Source organism: Ornithinibacillus bavariensis, from assembly GCF_050433565.1.
GTDB classification, from domain to species: Bacteria; Bacillota; Bacilli; order Bacillales; family Amphibacillaceae; genus Ornithinibacillus; species Ornithinibacillus bavariensis.
The window spans coordinates 120,943-133,990 of the sequence record NZ_JBNPWZ010000006.1 but is presented as its reverse complement, the minus strand read 5'-3'; the positions used below and the strand labels follow the sequence as shown (position 1 = coordinate 133,990).

Below are 13,048 nucleotides of genomic sequence, written 5' to 3'. Positions count from 1 at the left end.
TTCCTGAGAGAATTAGTTTTCTTACCTAAAGGTTAAGTAGCTTGAAGCAGAATCTATACTAGCTAAGTTCAATAATAATAAAGACTGAATCCAATACCGATTCAGTCTTTATTATTTTCTCTATCTCAGTGGCTTCCTACTATCTCTTCATTTTTTCCTCTACTCTTATGAAAGCTAGTCTTTTAGTTATGGGAGTTTATAGTATTCCTTTAGTAGACTTATAAACTTCTTTGCAGGAGTAGAGACATAATGGTTTTCAAGCCAAATGACTCCTAAAGAAGATGCCATATTAGTATTGCATATCGGTATAGAACAGAGCTGTTTATCACCATAGACATCTAGTACCGACTTTGGAACAATTGTTGCACCAATTCCCCCTTTAACCAAATCCATTAATGTATTCATATCAGAGCACTCTGCCATTTTGTTTAGTTGCAGGTTTTGCTTTGTAAATGCTTCAAGAATCGTACTATAGATGCCCAGCCCTTCTGTACTTGGAATAATAAGAGGGATCTGTGAAACCTCTTCTAGTGAAATCGTGCTTGTTTCCTTATCTGTTACGAAATAAAAGGGCTCATTCATGAGATGCTGATATATCAAACCATGATGTTCGAGTGGAAGCCGTACAAATGCCATTTCGATGGCTCTCGTTTTTACCATCTCTGCTAAGTAATTAGAATCGTTTTGAACAATTTTTAAAGAAACGGACGGATATTTTTTGTGGAAGGACTGGAGTACTTCTGAAAATCCTGAAAGCGATAAAGTATTAATACCTAAAGCTAGAACACCCTTTTTTCCTTGCTCGGTTTCCTGTATTTCGTTTTTTATTTCCTCTAAATTATTTACAAGGTGTAAAGCCTTTTTATAAAGTACTTCACCTTTATCCGTTAACTCCATTCTTTTGCCACTTCGATCGAACAATTTAACACCTAACTCACTTTCCAATTGCTTCAACTGCATGCTTAGAGGTGGTTGAGACATATGTAGACGACTGGCAGCAGCAGTTATATTCTTCTCCTCAGCTATAGCTATAAAATACCGTAATTGTTTAATATCCATATATTTCTCCTTCTATATAAAAAACATATAGTTTCCATTTAAATTATATATTTTCCATATGGATATGTCCATGTTATCATGATTTTCATATTCCTTTAAAAGGTAAAGTGGAAAGGTGATTAGATGGAGCGTTTTTTTAAATTTAATCAATATGGTACGACAATTACAAAAGAAATTTCTGCGGGGTTAATTTCATATATTACTGTGGCCTATATTATTATTGTTAATGCAACAATTTTAGCGGTAGCAGGAATCCCAATGGAAGCAGGGATTATTGCAACTATTTTGACCAGTTTTATTGGCTGCTTAGTCATGGGGTTATGGAGCAATGCTCCTCTTCTTATTATTCCTGGTATGGGCCTTAATGCAATGTTCACATATACGATCGTTCAATCTGGGGGATTTTCCTGGCAGGAAGCCTTGGCAATGGTTTTTGTTTCTGGCCTCGTTTTCATTGTTATTGCCTTTACACCATTGGCCAAAGTAATCACATCCTCCATTCCTAATTCCTTAAAAGAAGCCATTACAATTGGAATAGGCATCCTACTCATCTTAATAGGATTTGAAAATGCGGGCATTATTACAAGCTCTGAGCACACATTACTTGCAATTGGTGATTTGAGCAACCCTACAGCAATCATAACGTTTATTGGTTTAACGATTACCATTCTATTATTTATTAAAAATGTACCAGGAAACCTATTATTAAGTATTATTATTACCTCGTTTCTAACGATTTGGTTCGGTGGTTCTAATTTTGAGGGAATATCTCTTTCTATGCCATCCTTTCATGAATACATTGGCGTGTTTGGCCAAATATCGTGGGGACAGGCTGGAAATATCATTTTCTGGCTAACCTCCATTTCTTTTGCTATGGTGATTGTGTTTGAGAACATTGGTTTAATACATGGGCATAGTAAAATGCTTAATCGTCCTGAAAGCAGCAAGAAATCACTTCAGGCAACTGCGGTTTCGGTTTTATCCTCAGGAATATTTGGTACAAGTCCTACTGTAGCATCAGTGGAAGCAGCGGCAGGAATTACAGCTGGTGGCAGAACTGGGCTAACGAGTATTGTAACTGGAATTATGTTTCTTGTTTCCATCTTGTTTATACCGATCATTAAAATAGTTCCTGCAAGTGCAGTTTCTCCAATATTGATATTGATTGGGATTCTAATGTTGCAAAACATTGTTCATATACAAATGGATGAGTTAACGGAGTGTATACCAGCACTATTAATTATTGTATTAATTCCCTTAACGTATAGTATTGCAGATGGTATGGCAATTGGCTTTATACTTTATCCATTGATAAAGCTCCTTATGGGGAAATGGAAGGAAATCCACCCTGCACTTTATTTGATTGCCATTTTGTTTATCGGTAACTTTGTTATTCAGTACGTATTTTAAATAAAAGCTGTACATGTGAATTATAACTAGGGTGGTAGAAATGAATGATAAAAAATATTTTATTCAAGGAAGAAGAAATAAAAGAAAAGATAAGGGAACTAGGCACAGTTATATCAAAGGATTATGAAAATGAGGGTAAAAATCTTCTTGTTATTTCATTATTAAGAGGAAGCTTTATTTTTACAGCAGATCTTGTAAGGCATATCACGATTCCAGTTCGAATTGAATTTATGGAAACGGCAAGTTACGGATTTGAAAAAACGAGCACAGGTGAAGTGAAAATATTCTCGAACCTCACAGAGGATATCTCCGAATATGATGTTCTTATCGTTGATGATATATTGGATTCGGGGAATACAATGAAGGCAGTATACGATGTATTAAGAGAAAAAAATCCCAAAAGCTTAAAAACTTGTACACTTCTTGATAAACCGTCACGTAGACAAGCCGATATTGATGTTGACTATAAAGGGTTTGTTATAGAAGACCTGTTTGTAGCGGGATATGGCCTGAACTTTGGTCATCATTATCGTAATACCCCTTATATATTTGAAGTGATTGATAATTGATAGCTTCAAGTTGTATACTCTCCTTTAACGTAAATCCTAATCAATGGTTAGTATCGAAACGGCTAGAAGCGGTGTAAGGTAATGGGAGAACCATTGTGAAGTTAACCGTTATTCCATTAGCTTTTCGCTACAATAGGGCTGGCCCAATAAAATACGGGCTAGTCCTTTTCCTTTTGCCAATTCCCCCCCCATTCCTTGTGATAGAGAATATGGATCCCCTTTTAAGGGTAGTATGAGATACGAATATCCCTTTAAGTGAACTTATAGGTGTAACTTAATTGATATTTGGGGAGGATGGGCTAGCTAAGAAAATACGAGGCAACTCGCATTTAACGGATTAGAAGTAGATCTACAAACAACCCTACGACTACTAAGTGGCGATTTGGATAAGAATAATTATATGTCCTTCGATAGGATGTCGAGCCCTGGGATTATCGATATAAGCCAGATTAGCTAGAAAAAGAGATAAACACCTTTATTGTAAAATAAGTACAAATCCATTGACTCTCCCCTAAGGGTAGGTATTAAATTAGGTTATATACGTTTTTTAAGGGAGTAGAACAATATGCGGAAACACAACATTGTATTAACTATCGTTTTAGCAAATATCTTCATCGCATTCTTGGGAATTAGTCTTGTTATTCCAGTCGTTCCCACTATTATGAATGAATTGCATTTATCCGGGTCGGTTCTCGGCAATATGGTCGCTGCTTTTGCTTTTGTACAATTGCTTGTATCACCAATTGCAGGTCGATGGGTTGATCAATTTGGTCGTAAAAGAATGATTGTAGTTGGCTTAATTATTTTTAGTTTTTCCGAATTACTATTTGGAATTGGAAATTCAGTTAGCGTTCTCTTTGCTTCGCGCATGCTTGGTGGGGTAAGTGCTGCATTTATCATGCCCGCAGTAACAGCTTTTATTGCTGATATTACTACAATTGAAACTCGCTCCAAAGCAATGGGCTATATGTCGGCAGCTATCTCAACAGGATTTATTATCGGACCTGGTATCGGGGGCTTCTTAGCAGATATTCATACTCGTTTACCGTTCTTTGTTGCAGCAGGCGTTGCTTTAGTTGCCGCAATATTGTCATTTATACTGCTTCATGAACCAGAGAGAAATCCTGAACATGAGGAAGACAATGTAGGACAAAATAAAGGTTGGAAACGAATTTTTGCACCGATGTATTTTATATCCTTTGTGATCATATTGATATTCTCATTCGGTTTATCATCCTTTGAATCGCTATTTTCATTGTTTGTCGATCATAAGTTCAGTTTCACACCGAAGGATATTGCCATTGCGATAACAGGTGGAGGCATTATCGGTGCATTCTTTCAAATTGTGTTATTTGATCGCTTGACCAAATGGCTAGGGGAAATTCGCTTAATTCGATATAGCCTTATGGTATCGGCTGTTCTCGTATTTTTATTAACGATGGTTCATGAATATTTTACAATTTTACTTGTTACCATCACAGTATTTATTGGATTTGATTTGATGCGCCCAGCTGTAACGACATATCTAACAAGAATTGCTGGTAAGGAACAAGGCTTTGTTGCTGGTATGAACTCAATGTTTACCAGTGTCGGGAATGTGATTGGGCCAGTAATCGGTGGATTATTATTCGATATTGATCTTAATTACCCATTTTATTTTGCAACCATTATTTTAGCTATAGGAATTGGGCTAACACTTGCATGGAAAGAACCAAAACACCAAAAGGCTTAAGTATGGAAAAACTGTATTCCTTGTATGTTGCAAGGAATACAGTTTTTGCTATACGGTATGATTAAGGATGTGATGAACATATGACGGAAAGATACTATTCCATAGGCGAAGTCTCTAAGCTAATGAATATCTCGATAAAAGCGCTTCGGCATTACGATAAAATTGGCTTGTTTAAACCGGCCTATATTGATCCAAATACGAACTATCGCTATTATGATGATTCGCAGTTATACCTGTTAGACTTAATCAAATCCTTGAAATATATTGGCATCCCTTTAAAGGAAATAAAAGAGGTGCAGGAATTTAACGCAGATGATTTACTAGTATTTTTAAAGGAACAAGAAAGAGTTGTAAAGGATAAAATTGATAACTTAATGCAAATTGAACAAACAATTACAAGTGCGAAAAAGGGTATACAGCGTATAAAGGAGTACCCGACAATAGGTGAAGTATTTTTCTCTAATGAAGAGGAAACCCAAATTATTCAGACAGGCGCTGATGGAATTAATCCGACAAATATATTAAATGCATCGTTTCAAAAACTTAAGCAAATTACAGCTTCGACAGAGGGTTTTCGGTACAATGATTATGGCGCTATCTTCCCTTACCGGTCATATACCTGTGCCGAGGAAGTCTCCTACAAATATTTATTCACACCTGTCTTATCGAACGAGGATACCTTGGAACTATCAAAAGATACCGAGATCAGAACCATTCCTCGGGGGAAATATGTATGTATTGCATTTTATAGCTTATCAGAACAGGATTATTTTACAAATTTAAAAAAGCTCCTCCAATACGTAGAAGACAATCGATTAACGGTAATAAGTGATATTTACGAGTCATTGGTAAACCTTCATTACTCTTCCAATCGAGAAAAAGGGATATTAATGGAAATGAGGATGCGAATTGAGGAAGAATGAGTTAGATAGCGCATGAAACATAATCATTCTAAATGTTCGATATGTATTTAATTACAACATTATACGACATCCATTCCTGTCGAAGGTTAAGTTTACTTCCTCCCCAAAATACATTTTGCTTTTATATCTGGGAATTGCTATATAAAAGGAGATTACGTCAATGGTTCCCTTAACGCAATAACTATTAATCTATATTTGTTTTCGAGTCTAATAGATTATATAATTAGGAAAGGGAATAATCTAAATAAAAAGAAATTTTGGAGTGATTTTTTGAATCAACTAGTAAAACTCAATCGGATCTTCTAGGGGACGATGCCTATGTCAGTGATTAAGGATGAACACCTACTAGTGGAAGGTGGAGAAGTCCGTCTTACAGTGGTTGATACAATTATGAAAAAGTCAATCATGGTCCGGATCAGGGGATGCAACATGTCCTTGTGAAGCAGGAACTAGAAGTAATCGCTCTCCAGAACAGAGCGGTGAATATGTCCCTTCGCCTTAAAAGCCTGAAACTACATTTTTAGTAGGAAAACAAACGGAACCCTTTCTCCAATGATGGAAAATTCATCTTGGAGGAAGATAACGTTGAGTAGAATATCAGAAAACACAGCTTTTCAATGCGGAAATTGTGGAGCAAATGTCATGCCTTTAACAAATGGCAGCTATCGAAATCACTGTCCATTTTGTTTATTTTCAAAGCACCTCGATAATCAACCTGGTGATCGTTTAAGTAATTGTCAGGGCTTAATGCGTCCGATTAGCTTAGACTACTCTGGGAAAAAGGGTTATCAAATTATTCATGAATGTATAAAATGTGGTAAATTACAACGGAATAAGGTAGCTTATAATACGATTCAGGAAGATAATATTTTGAGTCTAATGACCTCTTATTCACTTATGTAGATTATTCTCTGCCTTCTCAATTTTATAATTGGGAAGGCATTTTTATACAATGGATGCATTTTAAAGCGTATCACGTATAGAAAATAATAATAATGTGAAAAAGGTGATTGAAATGGAATACTGGGAAATAGTTGAAAATCCTACTGGAGAAACCTACCAGCAGTTAATGAAGGTGCTATGTGATCATTCAGATAAATTCTATTTCGTAACAAGAAAAGAACTGAAATATAATCCAGTAATACTAGAGAAGTTTCAGCCATATATTCTGGAAACCTATAAAACTAAAAAATGGGCAAATACCATTACAAAAGGTCCAAAAGCAACTGTATATGTAATGGAATCGAATCGGGATACATGTAGTCTATTGCAACAATCTGCAAATACACTTTATGATTGGGTGGCACCAAACCTGCCTGAGGATTTGACTTTTCTAAAAAATGACTTTGCTTGGTTTTCATGTACAACGCATGAAGAATATGGCGAGTTTTCGATTCGCTCGGAGTATTATCGGAAGTTACTAGGTCAAATTTCTGGGTTGCAAGTGAGGTATATTGATTTATAATTTTGCGAGTATCGAGTGGAAATTTTGCAAGAGTAATAGAGAAATAAATAGGGTAAGGGCTAATATAAATAATATACATTTGACTGGACACTAATTGGTGGCGTATAATTAAGACACCAATTAGTGTCTAATAAATATAAAGGGTGATGACATTGAACAGCACTCACCAAAGACGTGATGTTTTTATAGCTATAGCAGATCCGACAAGACGTAAATTAATACGCTTGCTGGCAGATGAAGAAGAGGTACCTCTTCATGAATTAACGGAACAATTTCAAATTGGACGTACCGCAGTTTCAAAACACTTGGCGATCCTTAAAGAAGCGAATCTTGTAACGAACCGTAAATTAGGTAGAGAAACTAGATATCGATTAAATGCTGGCCCCTTACAAGAGGTTAAAGATTGGTTATCATTTTATGAGAAGTTCTGGAATGAAAGAGCAATGGTACTTAAAACTATTTTGGAGGAGGAATAGATCATGGCAGATATATCGTTAGATTTTCATTTTAAGAGTCCTATCAATAAAGTATGGGATGCCTTAACTAATTCAGATACCCTTGCAAGGTGGGTAATGGAAAATAATTTTAAACCTATCGTAGGATACAAATGTCAGTTTCAAAATAAGGAAATCGACTTAATAGTAGATAGTGAGGTTTTGATAGTAGATGAACCATATAAGTTATCTTACACATGGGTAGGGGGCCCAATAAACACGGTAGTCACGTGGACGTTAAAACAAGAGGGAGAAATGACCTACTTACATCTGGAACAAACAGGATTTGAAAAAGAAGATTTTGCGTTCAATGGTGCAAAATATGGTTGGGCTGGAAAAATGGAGGACTTAAAGAAGGTTTTAGAGGAATCTCTTGAAAGTAACATATCTTAAGCCTTGGAGGGTGTTTTATGGAATATTTTGCTGAGTTTCTAGCAGGGATTGATGATCCTTCCCATCGAGAAAGAACAGAAGAAATTTTTACTTGGATAAAAGATAACTATCCAAATTTAGAGCCCGAAATTAAATGGAATCAGCCAATGTTTACAGATCATGGCACATTTATTATTGGGTTTAGCGCATCTAAAAAACATCTAGCTGTCGCCCCTGAAGCTGTGACTATTACATATGTAGAGGATGACATTAAGAAGGCGGGTTTTGAATACACGAAGGAGTTAATACGTTTCCCTTGGAATCAGCCGTTTGATTACTCATTACTAGAGAAAATGATTGAGTTTAATATTTGGGACAAGGCAAACTGTACTACTTTCTGGCGGAAATAGTCCTTATAAATGTTAGTTAGGTAAAAAGGAGGTATTAAAAATGAGTTTTTTGCAAGATACATTATCCGTATTTAAAAAGAGAGATTTAGTTCTCTTAGATAGCTACAAAGAATCTGATGGTGTGTATACCTTTTTATTTGAAAAAGAGAAGGATGTAACGTGGCAAGCAGGGCAACATGGGTTATTCAGTATTACGCATAAGAAAATCAAGAATCCGATACGACCATTTAGTGTGGCATCTGCTCCCTCAGAGAATACTATTAAAATAACAACAAGTATTAGTGATAATCCAAGTGACTTTAAGAGGGCGATGCTAGAGCTGGAAGAGGGAATGAAAATTAGGATGAGTGGTCCTGTCGGGTCTTTTTATTTAAGAGATAACTGTCCAACCTTCTTAATTGCAGGTGGAATAGGAATTACACCGTTTCGATCGATTATAAAACAGATTGAGGCAAATGGAGATACAGCTGACCAATCAATTCATCTACTTTACTTAGATAGCTCACAATCCTATTTATTTAAAGATGAGATTGATACTATTGCTAGCAGTACGTCAATAAATGTAACATATCTTGCTTCAAGGGATGAATTGTATCAGAAAATAGATGAGATTACTAATTCCTATTCAAACGACGGTAGATTCTTTATTTCGGGGCCAAAGTCAATGGTAGATTCTATGCATAGCTATTTACAAGATAATAATATCTCAAAACGGAATATCAAAAAGAGTGCTTTTTTTGGTTATTAAGAAATTGGGCTGGATTCAGAATGGATTCAGCCTTTTTTCATTCAACTTAGAAATGGCCAATTGAACATTGTAGTCTAAAATAGTTAAATGTTAATCCTAAGGAAGGGATTGGAAATTAATCAATCATTTTATAACCTCGATGTGGATAAACAAAAAAAGGATTGTAGAAGCAGCACTAAAGGAATTTCCAATTAGAAAAAACTCAAATACAACCCAGAAATACTAGAGAAGTTTAAACCGTATATTCTGATCCATCTGGGTTTCTCTCTAGGAATCCTCTATGTTTTTCTTAAGTAATTCTATTAATTGGTATAAATAATACCCACCACGGAACTGTTGCTCAATTTGATAGTCCATATGAGCTAATGAATCCATAACGATTTTTCTAGCCTCATGAATACTTAAATGATTGATTTTGTCCATTATTACTCTAACTTTATCGAGTAGGTAAACCGATGATTGAACAGTTCGGATAATTAATAATCTACGAATATCCTCTCGGTTATACTTCCTGTATCCACTTTCTGGGTCCCTATACGGAGTAATGAGACCCTCCTTCTCCCAATGCCTAAGCGTTGTAGTGGGTACATCAATTTCTCTTTCTACTTCACCAATTGTATACCAATCTTTATTTCTTTTATCCAAGAAACTTTTCATATTAGCAGGTTTAAGTATTTCTAAGGCTTTTGTTGCTTGCATTTTCTTCTGATATAAATCTGCCTGCAGCTTATTTACTTCCCATAATGCCTCTGTATATTGACCTTGCTGGATCATCGGCATTATTTTTCGAACAGCAGCCATCCCGAACCCTGGATACATTGCTCGGATACATAAGAAATATGCCTCGTGTTCTTCTGTATAAATACGATATCCATTTGGCTTCCGTTTAGCTGGCGGGACAATCCCCCATTCCTCATAATGTCTTAAAGCGCTTGTTCCTACATCTAATTTACGAGCAATATCTACTGGTCTTAATTCCATCTGAACCTCCAAAACAAAATAGAAGTATAAAGGTTGATTTAAAACCTTAAAGTACCATGACGGGTTTGTTGGTTAAAAATACTATCATAATAGTAACATAATAGGTGTAACCTTGCACTTGCATAAATGTTGTATGATTAGAATAGATGCTGAAAAGGAGGAGTTAGGATTGAAGGATGTTATTCTTGTTAAAGGTGCAAGGGAAAATAATCTAAAAGGGCTGTCTGTCTCTATTCCCAAAAATAAACTCGTTGTATTTACTGGTCCATCTGGATCTGGAAAGTCGACACTGGCGATGGACACGTTATTTAAGGAATGTCAGAGACAGTATTTAGAATCCATGGGTCTTCAAGGTATTAATAAGCCCAAAGTAGATTTAATGAGTGGGCTCTCACCAGCTATAAGTATTAACCAACAAATTACCAATAGGAATCCGCGTTCAACTGTTGGGACAGTAACAGATATGTACACGAGTTTAAGAATGGTTTTTGAAAAACTAGGTAAGCGATTGTGTCCAGATTGTAGTCATGAAATAGATCCTACCTTCCACGAAGAGGATATAGAGAAAGAGGAAGGAAGCTATAAAGAATATATTCATTGTCCTAACTGTCATCATCGGATGGAGAGGCTGACAAGAACCCACTTTTCATACAATAAAACGGAAGGAGCTTGTTCGACTTGTAAAGGTCTAGGTGAGACGGTAAATATTCATCTAGAATCGGTCTTTCACCAACAGCTTCCAATTGAAGAAGAGGGGGCTGTTGATTTCTGGAAAGGTCGTTATGGTGACTATATGGTGTCTGTTGTAAAAAATGCGATGGATTATTATGGTGTACCACTTGAAAAAGGACTTCGACTAAAGGATTATAGCCCGGAACAGAAGGCAATTCTTTACTATGGTGTTGAAAGTGACGAAGTAAAAGGACATTTTCCTGATATTCTACCTCCTAAGACAGTAGAAAAAGGTAAATTTGAAGGTGTATTAACTGGAATGTGGAGAAGATTTGCAGAAAAATCTGGGTCATCATCAGAGGCTGAAGAATACTTTTATTCTCAAGTTTGTCCAGACTGTGAGGGAGATCGATTAAATAAAGTAAGTAGAAATGTAACGGTAGAAGGCATGACAATTCCAATGCTGGTAAATTGTTCTCTAGAGGAATTGCTAAATTGGACCCTCAAACTGGAGAAGGTGTTAATTCAAGAAAGCTATAAGCTAGTGGAAACCTTCATTCAGGACTTGAATACGAAACTTGCGAGAATAATCAAGATTGGCTTGGGCTACTTAACATTAGACCGTCAAGTGATTACGTTATCGGGTGGAGAAGCGCAAAGGTTACGATTGTCTGCCCTACTTGACTCGGCTCTAACAGGAGTCCTGTATATCATGGATGAGCCTACTGTTGGATTACATCCAAAGGATACTTTAGGTCTCGTAAGTGTTCTAAAAGGGTTAAGAGACTTAGGAAATACCGTTTTGCTTATTGAGCATGATGTTGATGTCATGAAGGAAGCGGATTATATTATTGATATTGGTCCAGGGGCTGGTAATTTAGGTGGAACGGTTGTTGGTCAAGGTACCCTTCAAGAGCTAGTGAATCAAGAAGAGTCGGTGACAGGAAGGTTTTTACGTGAAGAAGTAGAGATAAATAAAACATGTCGCGAAGGAACTGGAGAAGGAATTACCGTTCATCATGCAACAATACATAATTTGAAAAATATAACAGTGACTTTTCCAATTGGGTGTCTGACGGCAGTGACAGGTGTATCTGGCTCTGGTAAATCGTCTCTCGTTTTCGATGTATTAGCCAAAGGGTATGACAAAATACATGAAGGATTTGAAAGTGTAACAGGACTTCATCATTTTGATCAGATGATAACAGTTGGCCAATCTCCACTTAGTAGAATGAAACGTTCTAATATAGCCACTTATAACGATGTGTTTACAAATATCCGAAATATTTTTGCGAAAGAAAGAGCTGCGAAAGAAAGAGGACTAACTGCAAAACACTTTTCATTTAATACAGTAGGAGGTCGTTGTGAAAACTGCCAAGGGTTAGGATATGTAACAACGAACATGCTTTTCTTTCCAGACTTAGAGGTTGTATGTCCAGTATGCCATGGTAAAAGATTTCAAAAGGACGTTCTTTCCGTCCAATATAAGGGACTCACTGTTAATGATATACTGGAAAGCTCTATTCTGGATTGTTTAGCCATTTTTGAAGAAGAGAAAAAGGTAAGAGAAGTGCTCGAATTACTTGTTGAAATTGGATTAGGTTATTTAAAGATGGGTCAATCACTAACAACCCTATCCGGTGGTGAAGGGCAACGTCTCAAGCTAGCGAAGGAATTAATAAAGCAAGGAAATAAACGTTCACTCTATTTATTAGATGAACCAACAACTGGATTACATCCAAATGATGTAACGCAATTACTTAAGCTTTTAAACAGACTTGTCGACGCAGGTAATACAATTATAATGGTGGAGCATAATAGTCAAATGATCAAGGGAGCTGACTGGATTATCGATTTAGGTCCAGAAGGTGGGGATAAAGGTGGTCAACTTATTGCGGAAGGGACGCCAGATTCGCTCATAACATGTAACAAATCATACACAGGCCAATATTTATAGCAGGTTAGCTGAATGTAAACCATCTACTGAATGAAGTTTAACGTTGTAATTGTCGGATTAGGTATAGGAACGGAAAAGCTTACTTCTAAAATGAAGGGATAAAGGGAACGAGTTTACTAGGACTTTCGTTCCCTTTTTTTTATGGCTATTGCAGGTTAAGAGGCTTAAATAAATCACTTAAGAATTTGAAGGAGATTGAAAATGGTAAGCAAGGGCGTGGCAAGTTAAAGCAAGCTATTTGTTCAACTAATATTCA

General features: G+C 36.3%; 14 protein-coding genes and 1 pseudogene. 12 read left to right on the top strand and 3 right to left on the bottom strand.

What is annotated here, in order from left to right:
* Positions 1-186 precede the first annotated feature (186 nt).
* On the bottom strand, positions 187-1,059 hold the full coding sequence (locus tag HNR27_RS12075) for a LysR family transcriptional regulator (RefSeq protein WP_429339916.1): 873 nt from the start codon (positions 1,057-1,059) through the stop codon (positions 187-189).
* Positions 1,060-1,182: 123 nt separating this feature from the next.
* On the opposite strand from HNR27_RS12075, the gene HNR27_RS12070 reads away from it, so the two are divergent.
* The 11 genes from HNR27_RS12070 to HNR27_RS12020 all read left to right on the top strand — a co-directional run bounded on the left by HNR27_RS12070 (position 1,183) and on the right by HNR27_RS12020 (position 9,182).
* Complete coding sequence (locus HNR27_RS12070; RefSeq protein ID WP_429339915.1) at positions 1,183-2,469, top strand: NCS2 family permease; 1,287 nt, start codon at positions 1,183-1,185, stop codon at positions 2,467-2,469.
* Between the two features lie 44 nt (positions 2,470-2,513).
* On the top strand, positions 2,514-3,038 hold the full coding sequence (gene hpt, locus HNR27_RS12065; RefSeq protein ID WP_429339914.1) for a hypoxanthine phosphoribosyltransferase: 525 nt from the start codon (positions 2,514-2,516) through the stop codon (positions 3,036-3,038).
* Between the two features lie 565 nt (positions 3,039-3,603).
* Entirely contained in the window at positions 3,604-4,770 is a 1,167-nt protein-coding gene (gene norA / locus HNR27_RS12060) for a multidrug efflux MFS transporter NorA (protein WP_429339913.1), read from the top strand.
* A gap of 80 nt (positions 4,771-4,850) precedes the next feature.
* Complete coding sequence (locus tag HNR27_RS12055; RefSeq protein ID WP_429339912.1) at positions 4,851-5,693, top strand: MerR family transcriptional regulator; 843 nt, start codon at positions 4,851-4,853, stop codon at positions 5,691-5,693.
* Positions 5,694-6,011: 318 nt separating this feature from the next.
* Positions 6,012-6,134: a hypothetical protein gene (locus tag HNR27_RS12050; RefSeq protein ID WP_280530745.1), complete on the top strand. Its 123-nt coding sequence runs from the start codon at positions 6,012-6,014 to the stop codon at positions 6,132-6,134.
* 144 nt (positions 6,135-6,278) lie between these two features.
* Positions 6,279-6,596 (top strand): RNHCP domain-containing protein, encoded by a 318-nt coding sequence (locus tag HNR27_RS12045; RefSeq protein WP_212920840.1) that lies wholly within the window; start codon positions 6,279-6,281, stop codon positions 6,594-6,596.
* 112 nt (positions 6,597-6,708) lie between these two features.
* Entirely contained in the window at positions 6,709-7,158 is a 450-nt protein-coding gene (locus tag HNR27_RS12040; protein ID WP_212920839.1) for a hypothetical protein, read from the top strand.
* A gap of 146 nt (positions 7,159-7,304) precedes the next feature.
* Positions 7,305-7,634, top strand: a complete 330-nt coding sequence (locus tag HNR27_RS12035) for an ArsR/SmtB family transcription factor (protein WP_373306337.1) — start codon at positions 7,305-7,307, stop codon at positions 7,632-7,634.
* A gap of 3 nt (positions 7,635-7,637) precedes the next feature.
* Entirely contained in the window at positions 7,638-8,045 is a 408-nt protein-coding gene (locus HNR27_RS12030; protein WP_429339911.1) for an SRPBCC family protein, read from the top strand.
* Between the two features lie 17 nt (positions 8,046-8,062).
* A complete protein-coding gene (locus HNR27_RS12025; protein WP_429339910.1) occupies positions 8,063-8,434 on the top strand; it encodes an iron chaperone in 372 nt (123 codons plus the stop codon).
* Between the two features lie 40 nt (positions 8,435-8,474).
* On the top strand, positions 8,475-9,182 hold the full coding sequence (locus tag HNR27_RS12020; RefSeq protein ID WP_429339909.1) for an FAD-dependent oxidoreductase: 708 nt from the start codon (positions 8,475-8,477) through the stop codon (positions 9,180-9,182).
* A 267-nt stretch (positions 9,183-9,449) separates the two neighbouring features.
* On the opposite strand, the gene HNR27_RS12015 is transcribed toward HNR27_RS12020, so the two are convergent.
* Positions 9,450-9,962: a MerR family transcriptional regulator gene (locus tag HNR27_RS12015; protein WP_429339972.1), complete on the bottom strand. Its 513-nt coding sequence runs from the start codon at positions 9,960-9,962 to the stop codon at positions 9,450-9,452.
* Positions 9,963-9,968: 6 nt separating this feature from the next.
* Positions 9,969-10,163 (bottom strand): annotated as a pseudogene (locus HNR27_RS12010) (MerR family DNA-binding transcriptional regulator); the annotation flags it as partial.
* 169 nt (positions 10,164-10,332) lie between these two features.
* Here HNR27_RS12010 and uvrA point away from each other — a divergent pair.
* The gene (gene uvrA, locus HNR27_RS12005) at positions 10,333-12,792 is read left to right on the top strand and encodes an excinuclease ABC subunit UvrA (protein WP_429339908.1); all 2,460 of its coding nucleotides are present in this window, start codon (positions 10,333-10,335) and stop codon (positions 12,790-12,792) included.
* The last annotated feature ends 256 nt before the right edge of the window (positions 12,793-13,048 follow it).